Here is a 23,377-nt window from a genome sequence, read left to right on the forward strand (position 1 = left end):
GTCGACGAACAATGGTCAGCATCGACGTCTGGAACGCATCGGTCGACTTCCCGATCTTCGACGCCAAGTCGAGGTCGTTGAAGAAGCTCGCGCTCGGCAAGGTCGGCGGCAAGATCGGCTCCGAGGGCCGGGTGCCGATCATCGAGGCGCTGCACGACATCACGCTGTCGCTCAAGGACGGTGACCGCGTCGGCCTCGTCGGCCACAACGGCGCCGGCAAGTCCACGCTGCTGCGCCTGCTGGCGGGCATCTACGAGCCGACCCGCGGGCACTCCCGCATCGTCGGCAAGGTGGCGCCGGTCTTCGACCTCGGCGTCGGCATGGACCCGGAGATCTCCGGCTACGAGAACATCATGATCCGGGGCCTGTTCCTCGGCATGACCCGCAAGCAGATGGAGAAGCGCGTCGACGACATCGCGGAGTTCACCGAGCTCGGTGACTACCTGCAGATGCCGTTGCGCACGTACTCGACCGGCATGCGCGTCCGGCTCGCGCTGGGCGTCGTCACGTCGATCAACCCCGAGATCCTCCTCCTGGACGAGGGCATCGGCGCGGTCGACGCGGCCTTCATGGCGAAGGCCCGCGACCGTCTCAAGGACCTGGTGGCCCGCTCCGGTCTGCTGGTGTTCGCGAACCACTCCGACGAGTTCCTCGCGGAGTTCTGCGACACGGCGATCTGGATGGACGAAGGCCACGTCAAGATGCACGGCGGTCTGCGCGAAGTGCTGACCTCGTACAAGGGCTTCGACCCGTTCGAGCGCATGCACGAGCACAACCCCACGCCCGTGCTCAGCGGAAATGGTGGCGACTAAGTGATCTCCGAGGCACTGCCCAAGGGCTCCGTGGTGGCGGTGGTGGTCACCCGCCACCGCCGTGAGCTGCTCTCCGAGTCGCTCAAGGCCCTCTCGACGCAGACGCGCGTCCCCGATCACCTGGTGGTCGTCGACAACGGCCCCGACCAGCCGGTCAACGACCTGGTCGAGCAGTGCCCGCTGCCCACGACGTACCTCGCGTCCCACCGCAACCTCGGTGGCGCCGGCGGCTTCGCGCTGGGCATCCTGCACGCGCTGTCGCTGGGTGCGGAGTGGGTGTGGCTCGCGGACGACGACGGTCGTCCCGCCGACGAGAACGTGCTGGAGGTCCTGCTCGGGGAGGCCGAGCGCCGGGGTCTCGCCGAGATCTCGCCGGTCGTCACGAACATCGACTCGCCGGACAAGCTCGCGTTCCCGCTGCGCAGGGGCCTGACCTGGAAGCGTTCGGCGGCCGACCTCGGCACCGACTTCCTGCCGGGCATCGCCTCGCTGTTCAACGGCGCCCTGTTCCGCGCCACGACGCTCGACGTCGTCGGCGTGCCGGACTACCGCCTGTTCTTCCGCGGCGACGAGGTCGAGGTGCACCGCCGCCTGGTGCGCAGCGGCCTGCCGTTCGGCACCTCGCTCAAGGTCGCGTACGTCCACCCGGACGGTTCCGACGAGTTCAAGCCGATGCTCGGCGGCCGCTTCCACGCGCAGGACCCGGAGAACCCGGTCAAGCGCTACTACACCTACCGCAACCGCGGTTACCTGCTCGCCCAGCCGGGCATGCGCAAGCTGGGCGTGTTGGAAGTATTCCGCTTCGGCCTGTACTTTCTCGGGGTCCGCAAGGACCCGAAGGCCTTCGTCGAGTGGTTGCGCCTGGTCCGCCTGGGGCGGCGTGAGCAGTTCTTCCGCAAGTGAGCGCTTCGAAACCGATTGCTTGAGATGACTTCGACTCTGAGCCCGGCAGTGGCGTCGGGCAAACCCGGATTCCGGGAACGGGTGACACCACCGCTCACGATGGTGGCCCTGGTACTGCTCGGTGCGGTCATCCCGATGTACCGCAACCACATCTTCTACTTCTGGGACGACACGGCCGCGGCCGCCGTCCCGGTGTGGCAGCGGGTCGGCGAGGCGTTCAGCGAAGGCCGGATGCCGCTGCTCGAGCTCGACATGTGGCGCGGCGGCAACTTCGCCGCCGAGGTCGCCACCGGCATGTGGAACCCGGTCGAGGTCCTCCTCGCCGTGGGCACCGGCTGGATCGACAACATCGCGCTCGGCATCACGATCGTCAAGCTCGTGTTCCTGGTGGCCTTCTCGGTCGGCGTGTTCCTGCTGGCCCGCGAGTACGGCGCCAAGCCGTGGATCGCGGCGGCCATCGGCACGGCGCTGCCGCTGTCGGGCTACATCCTCTTCATGGACGGCACGTCCTGGATCAACGCCCTCACGACGTACGGCTTCCTCCCGTACGTGTGGTGGACGGCCAGGCGCACGGCCAGGCTCGGCAAGTCGACGGCGTGGGTGGTCCTCACCGGCTTCCTCGCGGCGACCACCGGCAACCCGTACGTGCTGGTCTCGATCTTCCTGATCGTCCTGGCCGTGGCCCTCGAGGCCTGGCTGGCGTTCGACAAGCGCAAGATCATCAACCTGTTCGCGGCCGGCTTCGCCGTGCTGATGCTGAACGTGATCGTGTACCTGCCGTTCTCGCTGACCTCGTCGGTCAGCTACCGCAAGGACAGCAGGACGTTCAACGACGGGTTCCTCTCCCCGCAGCTGCAGGACTTCTTCGGGATGAGCAACCCGGCCGCGCAGCCGCTGATGAACATCTGGAGCGGTCTCAACCCGACGTTCCCCGCGCTCTACCTGGCCTGGTTCTTCCTGCCGCTGCTCCCCTGGTTCCGCTGGAGCGTGCTGTTCGAGCGGCGCAAGGAGTACCTGGGCCTGTACCTCTACACGCTGGCCTACCTGTTCCTGGTGCTCGGCCCGTCGAACCTGAACGTGTTCCGCTGGCCGGCCCGCCTCATCCCGTTCTTCTTCATCCCGCTGGTCATCATCTGGGCGATCCTCGCCAGCGAGGGCCTGCAGAAGACGAAGAAGAAGGCCCGCACGCTCGGCTCTCTCGGGATCGTGCTGGTCGGGGCGTACTCCGGGTGGGCCTCGCTGCCGCAGACCAACCTCCGCCAGGCCTACACGATGGTCATCGTGGCGGTCGCGGTGCTCGTGCTGCTGCGCGTCGGCATCGGCTCGTTCAAGGGCTACGCGGTGATGGCGGTCGGCACGATCGGCTTCCTCGCGATGCAGACCGTGTGGTTCCCCGGCAACTACAGCGTGGCGGACTACAAGTTCCCGACCAGCGAGAGCAAGCTCGAGCAGCGCTTCGAGAAGCGCTACGAGGGCGTGACGGTCTCGCTGAGCGACATCGGGAAGGTGAAACCGGGCGACCTCTACCCCGGTGGCGCCTACCAGGACTTCATCTTCGGCACGAACTTCAGCGTCGCCAACGTCGAGGCCCTCACCGCGTACAGCGGCGTCGGCTTCAACGCCATGGACCAGGCGCTGTGCACCGCCTACAACGGCGCCGTCACGTGCCCCGAGGCGTGGAAGACCCTGTGGTCGACCCTGCCGGGCTCGGACAAGCCGCTGGCCGACCTGCTCCGCGCGGAAACGGTCGTCGTCCAGAACAACCTCATCGACACCCGGAACGTCCCTGCACCGGAGGGCTGGCGCCAGGCCGAGTCCTCGGACCGCGTGGTCGTCTGGAAGCGCATCGACAAGCTCGAGTTCCCGGACGGCAGGGTGTCGTCCTACCCGGACGGCATGAAGATCGAGTCCGACCGCATGACCGGCAAGGTCAGCGAAGAGGTGAAGTTCAGCGACGCGAACGGCGGCAAGCTGGTCTTCTCCCGCCTCGCGTGGCCGGGCTACGTCGCGAAGGTGAACGGCCAGGACGTGCCCGCGAAGCTCGGACCTGCCGGTTTGCTCGAGGTCGAGCTGCCGAAGGGCGTCCGGGAGGGCACACTGCAGATCGACTGGGTCATGCCTGGAATGACCATCGGCCTCATCACCGGCGCGATCGGCATCGTGCTGACGCTGGGGCTGGTCGTGCTCGACCGCGTTCAGCGCCGCAGGCGGCGTGACGAGCCACAACACAACTCAGACCTTGAGCCACTGGACGACGTGATCCGCGAGACCGTCGGAACAGGAGACCGAAAGTGACCGACCAGGCGCGCCGACCTCTGGTGTCGATCGTGGTGCCGGCCTACGACGAAGCCCCGAACGTGAAGGGCACCGTCAACCTGTTCCGGCAGATCAAGGAGTCGCAGCCGGACGTCGACTTCGAGCTCGTCCTCATCGACGACGGCTCGTCGGACGGCACGGCGGACCTCTTCATCGCCGAACTCGGCGAGCAGGACGTCGCCCGCGTGGCGTCGTTCTCGCGCAACTTCGGCTCGCACGCGGGTCTGAGCGCCGGCTTCGCGCTCTGCCGCGGCGACTGCGCCCTGACGCTGTCCGCCGACCTGCAGGAGCCGGTCGAGGTCATCGACCGCTTCCTCGCCGAGTGGCGCGCGGGCAACGACATCGTGTGGGCCGTTCGCGCGGTCCGCTCGGTGCCGAAGGGCCTCGCCAACAAGCTCGCGCTGAAGTTCAACGACTTCTTCGCCAAGCACTCCGACGTGCCGAAGACCTTCCCGAAGGAAGGCCCGTCGCAGATGCTGGTCAGCCGTCCCGTGCTGGACGTCGTGAACCAGATGCCGGAGCTCAACCGCAACATCCTCGCGCTGGTCGCGTGGGCGGGCTTCAAGCAGACGACCGTCGCGTTTGAGCAGAAGCCGCGTGCGGCCGACGACAGCAAGTGGACGACCAGCAAGAAGATCAAGCTGGTCTTCGACTCGTTCGTCGAGTTCTCGGTCATGCCGATCATGCTGATGATGGTCGCGGGCGTCGCCTTCACGGGCATCGGCCTCGCCACGGTCTTCGGCTTCCTGCTCGGCGCGCTGATCACGCTGTCCGCGCCGAACGCCATCGGCATCATCGTCGGTGTCGTGCTCTTCGCGGCCGGTGCGAACCTCGGCTGCACGGCGATGCTCGGCCAGTACCTGTACCGCGCCGGTGACGACGCCCGCCGCCGCCCGCTGTACGTGATCCGCCAGGTCCGCGACGTCAACGCCCTCGCCGGTCAGCCGCCGCAGGGTGTCGTCAACGTGAACCCGCTGGACATCCCGGGCCTGACCAACGTCAACGGTCTGGGCCGGCCCTGATAGAGGCACTCGCTCTCACGGCGGCCCTGCTCTGGGGCCCCGGAACACTGCTGGCAGCCATCCTCGGTCTCCGAGGGTGGCTGCTCGCAGGTTCGGCCCCTGCCATCACCATGGGCGTCGTGGGCGTGGGAGCGCCGCTGACGTCGGCCGCCGGGATCCGCTGGAACGTCTGGGTCCTGCTCGGCTGCACCGTCGCCATCGCGGTCGTGGTGCTGGTCGTGCAGCGCTTCGCCCGCAACCCCCTGACCCAGCCCGCGTGGTCGCGCACGGGGTCGCTCACCGTCGCCGCCGGTGTGGTCGCGGCGGGGGGCATCGCCACGCTGACGCTCCTGCGGGGCACCTACGGGCTCGACTCGGTGCCGCAGGGCTGGGACGCGCCGTACCACGGCAACGGGATCCGGTTCATCGCCGAGACGGGCAACGCCGGGAACAGGGCGTTCGGCTGGATCGACGTGCCGGACAACCCCGCCGGCGCCTTCTACCCGAACGCCTACCACGCGTTCGAGTCGATCATCTACAAGCTCACCGGCGTGACGATCCCGCTGGTGATGAACACCGGGATGGTCGTCACCGCCGCCCTGGTCGTCCCGCTGGGCACCGTGGCGCTCGTCAAGGCGTTCGGGGGCCGGGCGGGCTTCGCGGCCGCCTCGGCGCTGGTCTCGACGTCGTTCGCGGCCTACCCGTTCGACCTGTGGCAGTGGGGGCAGCTCTACCCGTACGTCGCGGGGCTGTCGCTGATCCTGCCGTTCCTGGCCCTGTTCGTGCGGTGGCTGGACGCGCGGGCCGACCGGCTCGGCGTGCTCGTGGCCGTCGTCGCGGTGGGCCTGGCCGCGGTGCACTCGGCGATGATGTTCGTCGCCGTCCTGCTCGTGCTCTGCTACCTGGTGCAACGGGCCTGGCCAGCGCCTCGGGAGTTCCTGCGCCGCGACCTGCCCCGGCTGGGCCTGCTGACCGTGGGTGCCGCGGTCATCGCCATCCCGTACCTGATCGGCGCCTCCACGATGGCCGGGCGGACGTCGGCCTACAACTGGCCCGCCGTGACCACGCCGTCGCGCGCGTTCGGGGACGCGGTGCTGCTCGGGCACGAGGCGGAGGCCCCTCAGTACCTGCTGGCGGCGTTGTCGCTGTTCGGCTTCTACCTGATGCTGCGCGAGCCGGTCTGGCGGTGGGCGCTCGGGGCGTACGTGGTCTTCCTGGGCCTGTTCGTCGCGGCCGACTCGGTGGACGCCGCGTGGGCCACCGCGATCACGTCGCCGTGGTGGAACGACCGCTGGCGACTCGTCGCCGTGCTGGTCCTGCCCGCGACGCTCGCCGCGGGGTGGGCGCTGAACCACCTGGTCAAGCTGGTGGAACCACGCGGGCAGGTCGTGCTGCTGGTGGTCGCCGCGCTGGTCGCCGGCGGGTACCTCGTCGTGACGCACGGGTACGTCGGGCGCAACGCGATCCGGCTGCACTGGACGTTCCGCAGCACCGTCGTCACCGACCAGGAACGGCAGGGGCTGCTGGAGCTCGGGAAGATCGTGAAGCCCGGTGAGCGGGTGATGAACGACGGCGTCGACGGCACGGTGTGGATGTACGCGCTGAGCGGTGCCGAGCCGATCGTCGGCCACTACCCCAACCCCGCGACCATGAGCCCGCGGCGCAAGCTGCTGCTCGACCGCTTCAACCAGATCACCACGGACTCGGCCGCGGCGCAGGTCGTGCGCGACCTGAACATCCGCTACGCCGTGGTGTCGAGCGGGCTGATGGCCGACTTCCGGCGCTCCCCCGGCATGGTCGACCTGGACGACGTCGCGGCGTTGAAGGCGGTCTACCGCAACCGCGACTTCCAGCTCTACGAGGTCGACTGGTCCCGACTCGCACGGTAATCGCTCGCATACGAGCCGTGATCGGAGTAAGACGGGACGGGTGATCTCCCGACGCAGGCTCCTGACGGCCACCGGTGCTCTCGCGCTGCTCTCCGCGTGCGGTTCGAACACCGGTCGTGGCTCCTCCGAAGGACTTCGCCAGTGGTACCACGCCTACGGCGAACCCGGCGTGCAGCAGGCGGTCGAGCGGTACGCGCAGGCGTACGGCAAGGTGCCGGTGGACGTGCAGTGGAACCCCGGCGACTACGACTCGAAGCTCGCCACCGCGTTGCTGTCCGGCACCGGGCCCGACGTCTTCGAGGCCACCACGCAGGTGAGCGCGGTGCGGGCCGGTCAGCTGGTGCCGCTGGACGACGTGATCGCGTCCGCGCGTGACGACTTCACCGCCTCGATCCTCGCCGGACACACCGTCGACGGGCAGCTCTACGGCATCCCGCAGGCCGTGGACATGCAGATGTTGTTCTACCGCAAGAGCATGCTCGCGGCAGCCGGGGTGTCACCTCCCTCCACTGTGGACGAACTGGTCGACGCGGCGCGGCGGCTGACCGCCGGTGGCGTGAAGGGGTTGTTCGCGGGCAACGACGCCGGCGTGAAGGTGCTCGCCGGTCCCGCGCTGTGGTCGGCCGGCCTCGACTACGTGACGCCGGAGCACCAGGTCGGGTTCGACGACCCCGTTGCGGCCCAGGCGATCGGCAAGCTGCGCTCGTTGCAGGAGAGCGGGTCGCTGCTGCTCGGCGCGGTGAAGGACTGGTCGGAGCCGGACGCGTTCACGCAGGGGCTCGTGGCGATGCAGTGGACCGGGCTGTGGACCGTTCCGGCCGTGCAGAAGGCCCTGGGTGACGACTTCGGCGTGCTGCCGTGGCCGCGGCTGAACGACGCCGGCAAGCCGTCCGTGCCGGTCGGGGCGTACGGCGCGATGGTGAACGCCAAGTCGGCGAAGGTGGCCGAGGCCAAGGAGTTCGTGCGCTGGCTGTGGGTCGAGAAGACCGAGTACCAGGCCGACTTCAACCAGTCCTACGGCTTCCACATCCCGCCGCGGAAGTCCCTCGCCTCCTCTGCGGACAAGCTCAGGACCGGTGCGGCCGCCGATGCCGTGAAGTTCGTGCAGGACAACGCTCGCTCGTCCAACCCGCCGGACTGGACGTCGGCGATGCGGACGGCGTTCGAGGACGCCGTGGCCCGCGTGGTGCGCGACGGCGCCGACGCGTCGTCCGAACTGCGTGGCGCTGTGTCGAAGGTGCGGGACGAGTTGAAGCGCCTCTACGGATGACGCGCACCTTCTGGCTGTTCGTGGGGCCGTTCTTCCTGGGGCTGTTGGTGTTCGTGTACGTGCCGATCGGGTGGAGCGTGCTGCTGTCGTTCTTCGACGCGCGCAACACGGTCACGCCGACGACGTTCATGGGGTTCGACAACTACGCCGACATGCTCACCGACGGGCCGTTCCTCGAGTCGCTGGGCACGTTCAGCGTGTTCGCGGCGTTCGTGGTGCCGCTGACGTTCGTGCTCGCGCTGGCGCTGGCGTTGCTGGTCAACGGGATCCGCTTCATGCAGGCGTTCTTCCGCTCGGTGTTCTTCCTGCCGTTCGCCTGCTCGTACGTCGTCGCGTCGCTGGTGTGGAAGCTGTCGCTGTTCAACGGCGTGCGGTACGGCCTCGCGAACACGGTGCTGGGCTGGTTCGGCGCGGACCCGATCGCGTGGACCGTCACGCCGCCCTGGTACTGGTTGGTGCTGGTGACGTTGCGGCTGTGGCTGCAGCTGGGGTTCTACATGATCCTGTTCATCGCGGGCCTGCAACGGATCCCGCACCACCTCTACGAAGCGGCGTGGATCGACGGCGCACGGCCGTGGCAGGCGTTGCGGCACATCACGTTGCCGCAGCTGCGCACGACATCGGTCGCGGTGCTGCTGCTTCTGCTGATCGCGGCCTATCAGGCGTTCGACGAGTTCTACAACGTGCTGGGCTCCGGCCCGTTCGGCAGGCCTCCGCTCGTGTACCTCTACTACACGTCGCTGGGCAGTGGCGGGCAGGACTTCGGGCACGGCAGCGCGGGTGCGGTGATCCTGTCGTTGCTGATCGCGGGCGTGACGCTGGTCCAGGGGCGGGTGTTCACGCGATGAAAGCCTTGCGGTACACAGCTTTGACGGTCGTCGCGTTCTTCTTCCTGCTGCCGTTCTACCTGGTGCTGCGCAACGGGCTCGCGCTGGAGTCCGAGATCACGGCCGCCGACTGGACGTGGTGGCCTTCCGAGATCCACTGGGAGAACTTCGCCGAGCTGTTCAACGATCCCGCCGTGCCGCTGCTGCGGAGCATGCTCAACTCTCTCGTCGTCGCGGTGCTGCAAACGGTGGGACAACTGCTGTTGTGCTCGTTGGCGGGCTACGGCCTGGCGCGCATCCCGTACCGGTTCTCGAACGTCGTGCTGTACCTGGTGGTCGCGACGCTGATGATCCCGGCGGCGGTGACGTTCGTGCCGTCGTTCGTGGTGGTGTCGACCCTCGGCTGGATCTCCGACCTGCGCGGACTGGTGATCCCGGGCCTGTTCAGCGGGTTCACCGCGTTCCTGTTCCGGCAGTACTTCCTGACGTTCCCGCGGGAGCTGGAGGAGGCGGCCCGCATCGACGGCCTCGGCCACTGGGGCACGTTCTGGCGGATCGTGGTGCCGAACTCGCGCGGGTTCTTCGCCGCGCTGGGCGTGATCTCGTTCGTGACGTCGTGGAACCAGTTCCTGTGGCCGTTGGTGATCGCGCAGGACCAGGACTCGTGGACGGTGCAGGTGGCGCTGTCGACGTTCCTCACGGCGCAGTCGCTGAACCTGCACGAGCTGTTTTTGGCGGCGGCCGTCTCCATCACGCCACTGGTGGTCGTGTTCGTCGCGCTGCAACGGTTCCTGGTGCGCGGCGTGACGGAGACGGGCATCAAGGGATGAAGAAAGGGCCCCCGGAATTCCGAGGGCCCTTTCTGCACAACCGGATCAGTTGTTCTCGAAGACCTTGCGCCACGACTCGACCGAGGTCAGCTCGGGCAGGGCGTCGCGGTAGACCTTCTGCATCCGCGGCCACTCGGAGGACAGCCGGCGGTAGTTGCGAACCGCGCGCTTCATCAGGGCGCGGAACTCCTTCGGGTCGCGCTTGCGGAACGCGACACCGCTGCCGTCGGCGTTGGAGACCGTGGCGCTGTCGAGGTTGCCCAGCAGGAACCAGCGCGCGTTGGACGCCGGCACGTTGATCTGCGGACGCTCGGTGGTGGCGGCCTGCGGCTCGCGCAGGTTGTGCACCAGGGCCTTGGCCGCCTCGGAGGCGATCGTCACCGGGTTCGTGGGCGGCGTGAGCATCTGCTCGGCGCGGACCATGTCGAACGTCGGCGCCGGGAACTCGCGGGCTGACGGCAGGACCTGGGCGTCCGAGTAGTCCTTGCGCAGCTCGCGGATCTCCGGCAGCGCCGTGCGCAGCGAGTCGAACAGGCGCGACGGGCCCGCCAGGAAGTCCTCGATCGCCTTCTGCTGCACGGCGACCGTCGAGTACTCCATGGACAGCAGGTGCCGCAGCGACAGCTTCAGACCCTGCTTGAGCAGCGTGGACCGCACGTCGTACGGGCTGTGCAGCGCCGCGAGGACGAGCCGGTTGCGGGTGTGGAAGTACGCCTGCCAGTCGGTGGCGTCGTTCTTGTCCGTCCACGGCATGTGCCACACGGCCGAGCCGGGCAGCGACACCGTCGGGTAGCCGCGCTCGAGGGCGCGCAGCGAGTACTCCGCGTCGTCCCACTTGATGAACAGCGGCAGCGGGTAGCCGGTGCGCTGGACGACCTCACGCGGGAACAGGCACATCCACCAGCCGTTGTAGGTGGCGTCGATGCGGGCGTGCAGTTCCTCGGTCTCGCGCAGCGACTCGGCACCGAAGTCGTGGTCGGTGACGGCGCCGGGCGCGGCACGCCAGTAGCAGGTGCCCAGGTCGACGACCTCGCCCATGGAGTGCAGGCGGGCGCGGGCCTGGAGGTTCAGCATGTGCGAACCGACGATGACCGGCTGGGCGGCCGCACGCGCGAACGCGTTCGAGCGCAGGACGGCGTCCGGCTCCAGGCGGATGTCGTCGTCCATCAGCATGATCTGGTCGGCGTCGGTGTGCTCGATCGCCTCGTACAGACCGCGGGTGAAGCCGCCGGAGCCACCGAGGTTGTCCTGCTCGATGACCTCGAGCTTGTCGCCGAGCGCCTTGACAGCCTCGGCGTAGCCCTCGGTGTCGCGGACCTTCACGGCGCCCTGGTCGGCGACGAAGACCTTCTTGAGCACCGCGAGGACGGCCGGGTCCTCACCGAGCGCACGCAGTGCGATGACCGCGTCGACCGGGCGCATCGTCGTCATGCCGATGGCGACGGACTGGGCCGGGAGCTCCTGCTCCGTGGTCCAGGCGGCCTCTTCGATCTCGATGGTGGTGTCGTCGGTGAAGACGTCGAACCAGATCCAGCCACCGTCCTCGAACGGCTTGAGCGAGATCTTGATGGCGACGTCGGTGTACGACTTCGCGCTGCGCACGACGTTGCCGTCGAGGTGCACGATGTCGCCGTTGGGCTTGGAGCGGTAGACGTCGATGCGTCCGGCGCCGCGCACGCGCATGCGCAGCACGACGTCCTCGATGACCGTCCAACGCTTCCAGTAGCTCGCGGGGAACGCGTTGAAGTACGAAGCGAAAGACACCTTCGCCGAGGTCGGAACCGTCACCGCGCGGCGGCCGGAGACGTGGCTGTGCACGTTCGTCGGCTCGTCGAGGTACAGCGGACGCACGTCCAGCGGGTCCTCGTCCCGCGGCATGATCACCCGCTGCAGGACCTGGGTCGGGTTGATCTTGATGGCGCTTGCGGCTTTGGCCTGCTCGGTCACGTGCTTCCTCCGGCGAACCGCACGCGGTCGGTTCGGGTCAGCTTCATGGATGGCTTCCGCCACGGGAGAGAGTGTCGTGGCGCGGCGCGTCAAGCGCCCATAGTACTCATTGTGCAAAGACGATCGCCCGGCCGCACAGGTTGTACGGCCGGGCGAAAATGCGAGTTAAATCGTCGTCACCATCAGTCGAGGTCGCCGTTGATCGGCGTGCCCTCGGTCAGGTGCGGCGCGATCTTGTTGTCGAACGCGCTGAGCGCCGAACCGATCGCCATGTGCATGTCGAGGTACTTGTAGGTGCCCAGACGGCCGCCGAAGAGGACGTTCTTCTCGGCCGCCTCCTTCTTGGCGAGCACCCGGTACCGCTCCAGCTTCTCGCGGTCCTCGGCGGTGTTGATCGGGTAGTACGGCTCGTCGTCCTTCTCCGCGGCGCGGGAGAACTCGCGGACGATGACCGTCTTGTCCTTCGGGTAGTCCCGCTCCGGGTGGAAGTGGCGGAACTCGTGGATGCGGGTGTAGGGGAACTCCGCGTCGTTGTAGTTCATGACCGGCGTGCCCTGGAAGTCGCCCGTCGGCACGACCTCCTGCTCGAAGTCGAGCGTGCGCCAGCCGAGCCAGCCCTCGGAGTAGTCGAAGTAGCGGTCGACCGGACCGGTGTAGACGATCGGCGTGCCCGCCGGGATCTCGTCCTTCACGTCGAAGAAGTCGGTGTCGAGCCGCACGTCGATGTTCTCGTGCTCCGCCATCTTCTCGAGCCACGCGGTGTAGCCGTCGACCGGCAGACCCTCGTAGGTGTCGTTGAAGTAGCGGTTGTCGAAGTTGTAGCGGACCGGGAGGCGGCTGATGACCGCGGCCGGCAGCTCCTTCGGGTCGGTCTGCCACTGCTTGGCGGTGTAGTCGCGGATGAACGCCTCGTAGAGGGGGCGCCCGACCAGCGAGATCGCCTTCTCCTCCAGGTTGGAGGCGTCCTTGGTGTCGATCTCCGACGCCTGCTCGGCCACCCACGCGCGGGCCTCGTCGGGCGACAGGTACTTGCCGACGAACTGGGTGATCAGACCCAGGCCCATCGGGAACTGGTACGCCGTGCCCTTGTGCATCGCGAAGACGCGGTGCTGGTAGCCGGTGAACTCGGTGAACTGGTTGCAGTACTCCCAGACCCTCTTGTTCGAGGTGTGGAAGAGGTGCGCGCCGTAGCGGTGCACCTCGATTCCTGTCTCGGGCTCAGCCTCCGAGTAGGCGTTCCCGCCGATGTGGGCACGACGCTCAAGCACCAGAACCCGCTTGTTCAGCTGCGAGGCGGTGCGCTCGGCGACCGTGAGACCAAAGAATCCGGATCCGACGACGATCAGGTCATAACCTGCGAAGCTCACGGCAACGGAGGATACCCGGCTACTCTGCGCCACCTCGACGGCCCCTCAGCGTGCATATCCGCTGATCAAGAACCCCCTAATGAGGTCTTTCGGTGATCAATGCGGGGAGGACCTCGTCGGCCACCTTCTCCAGCACCGACTCCTGGCCCATGTAGATGCCGTCGTGGCGTGGCCAGTGCGAGACCGCGTCGGTGAACCCGAGCTCGCGGGCCCGGCAGGCGGCGTCGCGGAAGCACTCGACGCTCGACAGCGAGTACACGGGCGCGGAGTCGAGGTTCAGGTAGCGGTCGATGGTGTGGCTCGCCCTGCCGATGGCGTTCAGCGCCTCGTCGAACCTGGCCGCGTGCACGGCCACGCCGCGCCACCACTCGTCCATGGTCTCGACGGTGCCGGTCGGCGGGCCGGTGGTGACCCAGCCGGTGCCGTAGCGGGCCGCGATGGCCATCGCCTTCGGGCCGTTCGCCGCCAGCACGAACGGCACCCGCGGCCGTTGCACGCAGCCCGGCGCGTTGCGGGCCTCGACGGCGGAGAAGAACTTGCCCTCGTACGACGTGCGGTCCATGGCCAGCAGCGACCCGAGCAGCTCGACGAACTCGGCGTAGCGCTGGGTGCGGTCGGCGGGCAGCAACGGCTCGGTGCCCATGACCGTGGTGTCGTACCCCGCCCCACCCGCGCCGAGACCGACCGTGAGCCGCCCGTCGGACAGGTCGTCGATCGTCATGAGCTCACGCGCGAACGGCACGGGGTGCCGGAAGTTCGGGGAGGCCACGAAGGTGCCGAGGCGGATGCGCGTGGTCACCAGGGCGGCCGCGGACAGCGTCGGCACCGCACCGAACCAGGGACCGTCGACGAGGCTGCGCCAGCCGAGGTGGTCGTAGGTCCACGCGTGGTGGAAACCCATCTCCTCGACAGCACGCCACTTCGGTTCTGCGATCCACCAGCGGTGTTCAGGCAAGATGACGATGCCGATACGCACCACCGAACAGTATCCGCACGTCCGTAGCTCGGCGAAGCGGCAAGGCAGGATGGACCCCGTGGAAACTCCCCGGCTGGTCGCATCGGACGTTGACGGCACCCTTCTCGGGCTGAACGAGAGGGTCAGCGACCGCACCGCCGCGGTGGTCTCCCGCGTGCTCGCCACCGAAACGCCGTTCGTGCTGGTCACGGGCCGTCCGCCGCGCTGGGTCCCGATCGTCGCCGAGCAGGCGGGCCTGCAGGGTTACGCGGTCTGCGCGAACGGCGCCGTGCTCTACGACATCGGCCGTGACGAGGTCGTCTGGCAGCAGACCCTCGGTCCGGTGGAGCTGAACGACATCGCCCACGCCCTCGGCACCGTGCTGCCGGGCGTGACGTTCGCCACCGAACGCGTCGGCGACGAGCCGACGTTCCTCGCCGAGCACGACTACCTGCACGCCTGGGCGGAGAACTCCGCGCGCTACTCACGCGCCGAGGTCTTCGGCTTCCCGGCGGTGAAGATGCTGGTCAGGCTGCCCGGGATGCACAGCTCGGAGATGACGGAGGCCGCCACGGCGGTGCTCGGCGACGAGGTCACCATCACCTACTCGACGGGCAACGGCCTGATCGAGATCGCGCGGGCGGGCGTGACCAAGGCCACCGGCCTCGCCGACGTCGCGGCGCGCTTCGGTGTCGAGGCGGCCGACGTCATCGCGTTCGGCGACATGCCCAACGACGTGCCGATGCTGGGCTGGGCGGGGCACGGCGTCGCGATGGCCAACGCCCACCAGGACGCCCTGGACGCCGCCGACGAGGTGACGGCGTCCAACGAGGAGGACGGCGTGGCCCAGCTGCTGGAGCGCTGGTTCTAGGTTCTAGCGCTGCTCGGAGAACGACTGGGCGAGCGGGCGGGCGGGCTCGACCGAGTTCCACCAGGCGAAGGCCTCGGCGAGCGACTCGGGCACGTCCGTCGGCACGCGCAGCTCGGCGTAGGCCGCGTCCAGCAGCCGCACGACGTCCTCGGGCACGCCGGAGCGGGTCATGCCGACCGCGTTCACGCCGTGCAGCTTGGCCGGGCTGCCGTAGGCCTTGGCGAACGGCGGCACGTCGCGCGTGACGGCGCTGCCCATGCCGACCATCGCGCCGGTGCCGATGACGCGGCGCTGGTGCACGACGGCGTTCATGCCGACGTTGACCCGGTCGCCGATCTGGACGTGCCCGCCGAGGCTCGTGCCCGCGGACAGCGTGACCGCGTCGCCGACCTGGCTGTCGTGCGCCACGTACACGCGGTTGAGCAGCCAGCAGTCGGCCCCGATCCGGGTGGGCCGGTAGCTGCCCTGGTGGATGGTGCTCAGCTCGCGGACCACCGTGCGCGCGCCGATCTCCACGCCGGCGTGCGCGAGTTCGCCGTCCCAGGCGCGGTTGTGCGGCTCGCTGCTGATCTCCGGTGGCGTGCCGATGACGCAGCCGGGGCCGATCCACACGTCGTCGCCGATGCGCGCCGGACCGAGCACGACCGCGTTGGGCCCGATGGTGACCCGCTCACCGAGTTCGACACCTTCGCCGACGAAGGCGCTGGAGTGGACCTTGCTCACGATCATGCTCCTCAGGGACGTGGGGATGCCGCGAGTGTACGGAGAAGGGGCCGGCGCGGGTCGTCCCGCACCGGCCCCGACGTGTCCGGCCCGGGTCAGCGGCGGGCGATGGCGACCCTCGTGCCCTGCGCCCGGACCTGCTCCACGGTCATGTGCAGGCCGTAGCGGCACTCGGCGAGCCCGTGGTCGCAGACGATCCAGCCGTGGTTGTAGGACTGCGCCCAGACGTTCGGCTCGATCTGGCGGCGGTTGGCCGTGGCCATGCCGAGCCCGCTGCTCGTGCCGCCGGTCAGCCACCACACGTCGCGGAACTCCCAGCCGAGGGTCAGGGCCGTGCCGCCGGAGACGAAGATCGAGGCCTTCTCGAACTGCGCGAAGCCGTCGTCGCCCCAGGTGAGCCCGTGCACGTGCTGCGGGAGGCCGTACGCCGCCACGTCACCGCCCGCGCGCAGTTCGGCGAGCGCCGGTCCGCGCAGGGCGTGACCACCGGTGCGCGGACCCCACAGCAGCACGGCGCCCAGGTCCTCGTCGAACAGGACGTACTGGCCGTCCGTGCCCTGCGCCGGGGGCGGGGTTGGTCCTCGGGTCACCGAGGCGCTGACCGGAGCTGGTCTCGATCGCCTCGTAGGTGTCGCGGAGACCGCCACCCATCCAGTACGTGCCGCGGACGTGGTCGGCCTGGTAGAGCCCGTAGTTCTGGACGAACTCGGTGACGTTGCTCTGCTCGCCCGGTTCGCCGGAGCGCCGCCTGGTGTCCCCCTTCGGGTAACCGAACGGACCAGCCGGACCGCCCTTCGCCAGGTAGACCTCGTTCGGGCCGGAGTGGACTAACGCCGCTCCGGTCGCCGGCGACCAGTAGATCCCCTCGTTGCCGTGGATCTGGACGCTCCAGCCGCCACCGGGCTGCTCGACCTGGTCCGACGTGAGCCAGTCGACGCGTGAGGTGGGTTCCGGACCGCCCAGCGACCGGTACTTGTCGCGCAGGGCACCGCTGATCCAGAACGGCGGCATCTCGCCGGCCTGGTCGAAGAAGCTCACGGCCTCGCTGAAGCGCTGCTCGGTCCCGGTGCCGTCACCGATGTCGAGCCGCCCGCTGGTGGGCCAGCCGAACCGGCCGGTGACGCTGCCGTTGGCCCAGTACTTGTCCCGCGTCGGGCCCCCGACGGCGTGGGCGCCGTACGCGTCCGAGTAGTAGACCGAGTAGCCCGTGTCGTACGCGATGGCCGCGCCCGCCTGCGCGCCCCGGTTCACCGGCACCTGGTCCATCGTCGCGGCGGACGTGGCGGGGCTCGTACCGAGCCACAGCCGCGAGATCGCACCGGACATCCAGTGCGCCCCAGCGCTTTCACGCCACGTGATCACGATGTCGTACCTGGAGAACCTCGCCCAGCGGATCCCGTTCTCGAGGACGACCTCGTCGCCCACCTTCTCGCCGGCGAACGAGGCACCGCCGAGTGCCTCCCACTTCGCCTTCACCGGCGAGCTGTTCCAGTCAGGAGCAGCCTGCGCGGTTCCCGCCACGGCCGTCGCCGCCACGAAGGCGACGACGACCGCGGCGCAACGTCTGACGAACACTCCTACGCACCCCCAGGACCGCGAAATCAATTGCGCGGAGAATACGTCCTGGCGTGAATTCGGGTGCCGATTTCCCGGGCCTTCTCCAGGCTGAGACCTGCCTGCGCCTTCCCGGTTCCCCAGTACCACTCGTCGACGTCGGTGTAGTACGCGATCCAGCCGTCCTCGAAGTCCTGCCCCTCGACGTCGGGCGTGACCGCGTGGACGTTCGAGATCGGCATGCCGAGCACGCTCCCGGTGCCGCCGAGCTGCCACCAGATGTCGCGCCACGTCCAGCCGAGCGTCGTCACCGCGGCGCCGCTGTTGAAGAGCGTGGCCCTCTCGAACTGCTGGAACGAGTAGTTGCCCGTGAACAGCCTGTCGGTCTGCGGCAGGCCGTAGACCGCGACGTCACCACCCCGGCGCAGCGGGGTCAGGAAGTCCTCCACGACGAAGTGCGTGCCGGTGCGCGGCCCCGAGAGGAGCGCCGTGTTCCGCGCCTGCCCGAACAACGAGTACCTGCCGTCCGTCCCCGGCGCGGGCGTCGGGTCGATCTGCGGCCAGTCGAGGTACCCCTGGGGACCACCGTTGCGCACGTACTCGGCCCGCATGGCCTTGTCGAGGTACACCTCGTGCGTGACGCCGGGTCCCTTGTAGATCGACGCGTTGCGGGCGAAGTCCGTCACCGTGCCACGAGTGGTCCCGTTGCCGGCGTGGTACGTGTCCGTCATCGGATATCCGAACGAACCGTACGGCCCGTCGAGGCTCACGTACTTGTTGTACGCGCCGGCGTCGAGCAAGCGCGCACCCGTCTCGGGCGACCAGTAGATCCCGCCGGTGCCGAAGAGGGGCACGTTCCACCCGTTGCCCGGCTGGGCGGTCTGGTCGTACGCGAGCCAGAGCGAGTTGCCGTCCGGGCCACCGGGACCGCCGATCTCGCGGAACTTGTCCCGCAACGCGCCGCTGATCCACCGCGCCGGTCCACCGGGCTGGCGGAAGGTGCTCACGGCCTGGCTGAACCGCTGCTCGACACCACCCGGCCTGCTGGGCGTCGCCAGCGGTCCGCTGACCGGCCACCCGAAGACGCCGTAGACGCTTCCGTTGCGCCAGTACGCGTCCCGCTCCTCACCGGAGATCGGGAACGCGCCGTACAGGTCGGAGTAGTAGACCGAGTAGTCCGTGTCGTAAGCGATCGCCGCTCCGGCCTCCCCGCCCCGGCTCAACGGCACCTGGTCCATCGTCGCCGCCGCCACGGCCGGCTTCGTGGTGAGCCACAACCGCGAGATCGCACCGGACATCCAGTGCGCCCCAGCGCTTTCACGCCACGTGATGACGATGTCGTACTTCGAGAACTCGGCCCACCGGATGCCGTTGGCCAGCACGACCTCGTCGCCGACCTTCTCCCCCGCGAACGAGGCACCACCCAGCGCCTGCCACTTGGCCCGCACCGGCGAGCTCTCCCAGTCGGGAGCGGCCGCCTGGGCGGTGCTCGCTCCCACCACGGACGCCACCAACGCGGCGACCAGAACCACAGCACGTTTGACGAACATGTCCCCCAGAACCCCCATATCCACCAACGTGAACTGTCCCCGCCGTAGATACGCGCGAGGGCCGGCGCGGGGTTGTCCCGCACCGGCCCTCAAGGCAAAAACCTTCGATCAGCTCATCGACGCGAGACCCGGAACGTGGGTCCCTCGGCGCGGCCCTTCTTCGCGACGGCCAGCGACCCGCCGTCGTTGAGCGCGTAGGAGCACTCGCCGAACGCGTAGTCGCACCACATCACGCCGTTGTCGAAGTCCTGCACGAAGAAGTCGGGCGAGTCGCGGTACACGTCCCCGCGCGGAATCCCCAGCGGCCCACCGGCTCCACCGATCTGCCACCAGAACGCGCGGAAGTCGCCGGCGAGGGTGGGCACGAGCCCGTCCGGCCGCAGGAACACGGTGGCCTTCTCGAACTGCTGGAACTCGAACGAGGTCCCGACGGCCATCTGCCCGTACTGCGGCAGGCCGTACACGGCGACGTCACCACCGGCGCGCACCTTCTGCAGGACCGGCCCGGACACGACGTGCGCCCCGGTGCGCGGACCCCACAGGATGACCTTGTCCCGGTCCTCGCCGAACAGCACGTACTGCCCGTCGGTCCCGGAAGCGGCGGTCTGGTCGGACTTCGGCCAGCCGAGGAACGCGCCGGGCCCACCGTTCATCCCGTACTCGTCCCGGATCCGGCCACCCATCCAGAACGCGTCGCCCAGCGGGGAGACGTACACCGACTTGCCGGCCGCGAACTCCGTGATCTCACCCTCGACCGCGTCCGCCGTGTCGGTGGTCGGGTATCCGAGGTGCCCGCTGACGCCTCCACCCATGTTCAGCTTCGCGTTGGTCTTCGGGCTCACCGCGTGCGCACCGGTGGAAGCCGACCAGTAGATGCTGCCGTTGTCGGTGTGCACGGCCCAGCCGTTGTTGTGCTGGACGTCCTGGTCCCGCCACAGCCAGCCGAACCCGTTGGGCCCGCCCTTCTCGCGGTACTTGTCCCGCAGGGCTCCACTGATCCACATCGCCTCGGACTGCGCGGGCACCTGCTGGAACAGCGACACGGCCTCGCTGAACCGCTGCTCCACGCCGCCGCTGTCGGCCAGCGCGATCTGGTCGGTGGTGGGCCAGCCGAAGAGGCCGGTCACGGCACCGGTCGCCCAGTACTTGTCGCGCTGCTTGCCACCGACGGCGTACGCGCCGTAGGCGTCCGAGTAGTACACGGAGTAGCCGGTGTCGTAGGCGATGGCGGCGCCGGCCTGCGACCCGCGGTTCGCCGCGACCTGGTCCATGGTCGCGGCCGAGGTGGGCACGCTCCCACCGCTCTGCCACTTGCGGGCGATCGCGCCGGACATCCAGTGCGCACCGGCACCTTCACGCCAGCTGATGATGATGTCGAACTTGGCGAACTTGGCGTAGCGGATGCCGTTGGAGAGGACGACCTCGTCGCCCACCTTCTCGCCGGCGAACGACGCGCCGCCGAGCGAGACCCACTTGGCGTGGACCGGTGAGTCCTCCCACCGGTCGGCGGCGAGCTTCGTGACCTGGCCGGGCTCGGCCGCGGCGGTGCCCAGCGTGATCGGCAGCAACGCCGCGGTCGAGGCCGCGAGAGCGACGACCAGGGCGGTACAACGTCGGACGGACATGCTTTCCAGAACCCCCGAAATCTGTGGCGGACGTGCGAGAGGGCTGGCGTCCACTGTGGACACCAGCCCTCGTCTAGCGGGAACTGCTCAAGATCACTTGCGCGGCGCCTTGGCGGTGGGGATGAGCTTCTTGCCCTCCGCACGCGCCTTGTCCAGCGTCACCTTGGGCTGGTCGGCCGACGCGGTCTTGGCAGCGGCCGAGTTCCAGGTGTTGTAGTAGCACTGGCCCTCGTTGTAGTCGCAGTACAGGTAGCCACCGTCGAAGTTCTGACCGATGACGCCGTCCGCGATCCAGTACACGTCGGTCGTGGCCATGCCGAGGAAGCCGGAGTAGCCACCGAGCTGCCACCAGCCGCGGCGGAAGTCCCAGCCGATGGTGATGGTGTTGCGACCGTTGCCGTCGAAGATCGACGCGTCCTGGAACTGCTGGAAGTTGTACGGGCCGACCTGGGCGATGCCGGTCTCCGGCAGGCCGTAGTCGCGGACGTCGCCGTCCGCGCGCAGCTTCGCCAGGTACTGGTCCTGGACGACGCGGGCGCCGGTCGTCGGGCCCCACAGGATGACCTTGCTCGGCCCGAACAGGACGTACAGGCCGTTGCGGCCGGTCGTCGCGAACTGGTCGGAGGTCGGGAAGCCCAGCGGACCCGTGACGCCGCCGTTGACCTGCAGGTGGTCCCGCAGACCGCCGCTCAGCCAGTGCGCACCGGTCGCGGCCGAGTGGTAGATCTCGACGGCGTTGCGGAACTGCGCGTAGGTGCCGGTGCCGACCGGCTTGACGCCGCTGATCGGGTAGCCGGCGTGGCCACCGGGGCCGCCCTGCTGCACGAACTTGGCCTCGATGTCGCCGGTCAGGCGCTGGGCACCGGTCGCGGCGCTCCAGTAGATCGTGCCGCCGGTGATGCCCGCGGTCCAGCCGCTGCCGGGCGCCTCGACCTGGTCGCGCGTCAGCCAGCCGGCGGGGCCGCTGGGGCCGCCGTCGGAGTGGTACTGGTCGCGCAGCGCGCCACTGATCCAGTACGGCGTGTCGGTGCCGTCCTTCTTGTAGAACACGACGGCTTCGCTGAAGCTCTGGGACTTGCCGCCCGCGGAGTGGATGTGCTCCTCGGAGGTCAGCAGACCGAACCGGCCGGTGATGCTGCCGTTGGCCCAGAACTTGGCGCGGTTGGTGCCGCTGATGCCGTAGGCACCGTAGGCGTCGGAGTAGTAGACCGAGGAGCCGTCGAGGAACGCGGTCGCGGCACCGGCCTGCGCACCGCGGTTGGCCGCCACCTGGTCCATGGTCGCGACGGTGCTCGCGATGCCGTCCTTGACCGAGACGAACTCCCAGCGCGCGGCGATGGCTCCGGAGAACCAGTACGCGCCGACGCCGTCCTTCCACGTGATGACGACGTTCTTGGAGAACTTGGCGTAGCGGATGCCGTCCGACTGGACGACCTCCTCGCCCACCTTGTCACCGGCGAAAGCGGCGCCGCCGAGGGCGACCCACTTCTTGTAGACCGGCGAGTCCTCCCACTTCTCGGCCGCCAGCTTGGTGACCGAGTTCTGCTGCTGCTGGACGACGGGCGCGGCGTTGGCCGCCGTGGACGTGATGATCGGCAAAAGTCCCGCAGTCGCGGCCGCAACGGCAGCGACGAGCGAGACAGCACGACGAGACATGCTGATAACTCCCCCAGGGCAAATTGTACGTCTGCCGACGAACCCGAAGGCCCCACCAGAGGGTTCGATCAGCAGGATTGCGGCCAGTCTGCACGAAGAATGGCGCCCTGGCGAGAAAAATCTGTAGATGCTCTAAACACATCCGGCGGACAGTTTCGCGTGTAACGAAACTGCCCGCCGGATCGATGGAATGATTCTATTGGCGAGAAACGATCAGTCTTGAATGGTCACTGACCGGCTGCCGCGGCGGCCGCGGCGATGCGCGCTTCCGCCTGGCGCTTGCGGTAGGTCGCGATGGCGGCGGCCGCACCCGCGGTCACGACGTCGGCGATGATGAACATCAACCGCGAGGCGACGGCGAACGCCAGCGCCTGGATCGGGTCGATGCCGCTCGCCGCGAGCACCGCGACGATGACGCCCTCGCGCACACCCGCACCGGACGGCAGGAAGAACGCGAACAGACCGGCCGTGAGGCTGATCGCCATCGCACCGATGCACAGCACCAGACCGCTCACGCCGGGCGCGCCGACGGAGTTCGCCAGCAGCCACATGTGGGCGCCGAACGCGATGTAGCCGAGCATCGAGAAGCCGAGGACCTTGCCGATCGTGCCCCAGCGCAGCTGGTGGTCGAGCGGCGGGCGGCGCAGCGTCTTGAGCACCAGCGAGGTGCCCCAGGTCAGGATCTTCGGGTGCAGCGCGATGAGGCCGATGGGCAGCAGCGCGAACAGCCAGACCGCCTGCGGGGTCTCCTTGAAGATCACCGGCAGGGCCAGGACGCCGAGCAGCAGCGACGCGACCGTGGCGATGCCGAGCTGGATCAGCGAACCGGTGAAGATGCGGGCGCGCGGCAGGCCCGCCTTGCGGCCGAGCTCCATCTGCAGCAGGTAGGCCCACACCGAGCCGGGGACGTACTTGCCGAGGCCGCCGACGAGGCAGATCATGCCGCCGCGGAACACACCGATCGGCTTGCCCAGGTCGTCGATGATCGTCTGCCACGCGAACGTGTTGAACCCGATGGCCGCCATCACCGCGAGCTGACTGAGCAGGCTCGACTGCCACGCCACCGCGGAGATCGTGTGCCACACGTCGTTCCACTTGGTGATCAACGCGTAGGCGGTGAACCCGATGACCAGGACCACCATGAGCCGGCGACCCCATTGGATGATCTTGCCCTTGGTGGTCTTCGTGCTCTCTGGCGGAACCTCTGCGATGTCCGCATCTGCCTCGACAGTGGTCATCTGGTGGTCTCCGGTGGAGGTTGGTGGTTGAGGCGGCATCGAC

Annotated in this window: 19 protein-coding genes; 9 read left to right on the forward strand and 10 right to left on the reverse strand. The window is 68.6% G+C overall.

What is annotated here, in order from left to right:
- Window positions 1-11 precede the first annotated feature (11 nt).
- The 8 genes from wzt to QSK25_RS08585 are packed head-to-tail and all read left to right on the forward strand — an operon-like array spanning window position 12 to window position 9,848.
- Window positions 12-812: a galactan export ABC transporter ATP-binding subunit Wzt/RfbE gene (gene wzt / locus QSK25_RS08550; protein WP_285635972.1), complete on the forward strand. Its 801-nt coding sequence runs from the start codon at window positions 12-14 to the stop codon at window positions 810-812.
- The gene (gene glfT1 / locus QSK25_RS08555; protein ID WP_285635975.1) at window positions 813-1,715 is read left to right on the forward strand and encodes a galactofuranosyltransferase GlfT1; all 903 of its coding nucleotides are present in this window, start codon (window positions 813-815) and stop codon (window positions 1,713-1,715) included.
- 24 nt (window positions 1,716-1,739) lie between these two features.
- The gene (locus QSK25_RS08560; RefSeq protein ID WP_285635978.1) at window positions 1,740-4,010 is read left to right on the forward strand and encodes a putative glycosyltransferase family protein; all 2,271 of its coding nucleotides are present in this window, start codon (window positions 1,740-1,742) and stop codon (window positions 4,008-4,010) included.
- On the forward strand, window positions 4,007-5,053 hold the full coding sequence (locus tag QSK25_RS08565; protein ID WP_285635981.1) for a glycosyltransferase family 2 protein: 1,047 nt from the start codon (window positions 4,007-4,009) through the stop codon (window positions 5,051-5,053). Before QSK25_RS08560 ends, QSK25_RS08565 begins: the two co-directional genes overlap by 4 nt.
- A gap of 26 nt (window positions 5,054-5,079) precedes the next feature.
- Window positions 5,080-6,921 carry a DUF6541 family protein gene (locus tag QSK25_RS08570; protein WP_352235730.1) on the forward strand — a complete coding sequence of 614 codons (1,842 nt, stop codon included), beginning with the start codon at window positions 5,080-5,082 and terminating at the stop codon, window positions 6,919-6,921.
- Window positions 6,922-6,961: 40 nt separating this feature from the next.
- Window positions 6,962-8,191, forward strand: coding sequence for an ABC transporter substrate-binding protein (locus QSK25_RS08575; RefSeq protein WP_285635988.1), 1,230 nt, complete (start codon window positions 6,962-6,964; stop codon window positions 8,189-8,191).
- Complete coding sequence (locus QSK25_RS08580) at window positions 8,188-9,039, forward strand: carbohydrate ABC transporter permease (RefSeq protein WP_285635991.1); 852 nt, start codon at window positions 8,188-8,190, stop codon at window positions 9,037-9,039. The genes QSK25_RS08575 and QSK25_RS08580 overlap by 4 nt, the downstream gene beginning before the upstream one ends.
- A complete protein-coding gene (locus QSK25_RS08585; RefSeq protein WP_285635994.1) occupies window positions 9,036-9,848 on the forward strand; it encodes a carbohydrate ABC transporter permease in 813 nt (270 codons plus the stop codon). Before QSK25_RS08580 ends, QSK25_RS08585 begins: the two co-directional genes overlap by 4 nt.
- 45 nt (window positions 9,849-9,893) lie before the next feature.
- Here QSK25_RS08585 and QSK25_RS08590 read toward each other — a convergent pair whose 3' ends face one another.
- The 3 genes from QSK25_RS08590 to QSK25_RS08600 form a co-directional block, all read right to left on the reverse strand.
- Entirely contained in the window at window positions 9,894-11,795 is a 1,902-nt protein-coding gene (locus QSK25_RS08590; protein ID WP_285635997.1) for a glycosyltransferase, read from the reverse strand.
- 182 nt (window positions 11,796-11,977) lie between these two features.
- Window positions 11,978-13,162 (reverse strand): UDP-galactopyranose mutase, encoded by a 1,185-nt coding sequence (glf, locus tag QSK25_RS08595; protein ID WP_285636000.1) that lies wholly within the window; start codon window positions 13,160-13,162, stop codon window positions 11,978-11,980.
- Window positions 13,163-13,238: 76 nt separating this feature from the next.
- Complete coding sequence (locus QSK25_RS08600) at window positions 13,239-14,138, reverse strand: LLM class flavin-dependent oxidoreductase (RefSeq protein WP_285636003.1); 900 nt, start codon at window positions 14,136-14,138, stop codon at window positions 13,239-13,241.
- 58 nt (window positions 14,139-14,196) lie between these two features.
- Here QSK25_RS08600 and QSK25_RS08605 point away from each other — a divergent pair, with 58 nt between their 5' ends.
- The gene (locus QSK25_RS08605; protein ID WP_285636006.1) at window positions 14,197-14,988 is read left to right on the forward strand and encodes an HAD family hydrolase; all 792 of its coding nucleotides are present in this window, start codon (window positions 14,197-14,199) and stop codon (window positions 14,986-14,988) included.
- A gap of 3 nt (window positions 14,989-14,991) precedes the next feature.
- Here the strand turns inward: QSK25_RS08605 and QSK25_RS08610 are convergent, their stop codons facing one another.
- The 7 genes from QSK25_RS08610 to QSK25_RS08640 all read right to left on the reverse strand — a co-directional run bounded on the left by QSK25_RS08610 (window position 14,992) and on the right by QSK25_RS08640 (window position 23,334).
- On the reverse strand, window positions 14,992-15,711 hold the full coding sequence (locus QSK25_RS08610) for a DapH/DapD/GlmU-related protein (RefSeq protein WP_285636009.1): 720 nt from the start codon (window positions 15,709-15,711) through the stop codon (window positions 14,992-14,994).
- A gap of 95 nt (window positions 15,712-15,806) precedes the next feature.
- Entirely contained in the window at window positions 15,807-16,223 is a 417-nt protein-coding gene (locus QSK25_RS08615; protein ID WP_285636012.1) for an LGFP repeat-containing protein, read from the reverse strand.
- Complete coding sequence (locus tag QSK25_RS08620; RefSeq protein WP_285636015.1) at window positions 16,147-17,286, reverse strand: LGFP repeat-containing protein; 1,140 nt, start codon at window positions 17,284-17,286, stop codon at window positions 16,147-16,149. The genes QSK25_RS08615 and QSK25_RS08620 overlap by 77 nt, the downstream gene beginning before the upstream one ends.
- 26 nt (window positions 17,287-17,312) lie before the next feature.
- Complete coding sequence (locus tag QSK25_RS08625; RefSeq protein WP_285636018.1) at window positions 17,313-18,833, reverse strand: LGFP repeat-containing protein; 1,521 nt, start codon at window positions 18,831-18,833, stop codon at window positions 17,313-17,315.
- A gap of 95 nt (window positions 18,834-18,928) precedes the next feature.
- Complete coding sequence (locus tag QSK25_RS08630; RefSeq protein WP_285636021.1) at window positions 18,929-20,440, reverse strand: LGFP repeat-containing protein; 1,512 nt, start codon at window positions 20,438-20,440, stop codon at window positions 18,929-18,931.
- Between the two features lie 93 nt (window positions 20,441-20,533).
- Complete coding sequence (locus QSK25_RS08635) at window positions 20,534-22,096, reverse strand: LGFP repeat-containing protein (RefSeq protein ID WP_285636034.1); 1,563 nt, start codon at window positions 22,094-22,096, stop codon at window positions 20,534-20,536.
- A 227-nt stretch (window positions 22,097-22,323) separates the two neighbouring features.
- A complete protein-coding gene (locus tag QSK25_RS08640) occupies window positions 22,324-23,334 on the reverse strand; it encodes a lysylphosphatidylglycerol synthase transmembrane domain-containing protein (protein WP_285636037.1) in 1,011 nt (336 codons plus the stop codon).
- Between the last annotated feature and the right edge of the window lie 43 nt (window positions 23,335-23,377).

The sequence above is a fragment of the Lentzea sp. NBRC 102530 genome (genome assembly GCF_030269365.1).
Taxonomy (GTDB): domain Bacteria; phylum Actinomycetota; class Actinomycetes; order Mycobacteriales; family Pseudonocardiaceae; genus Lentzea.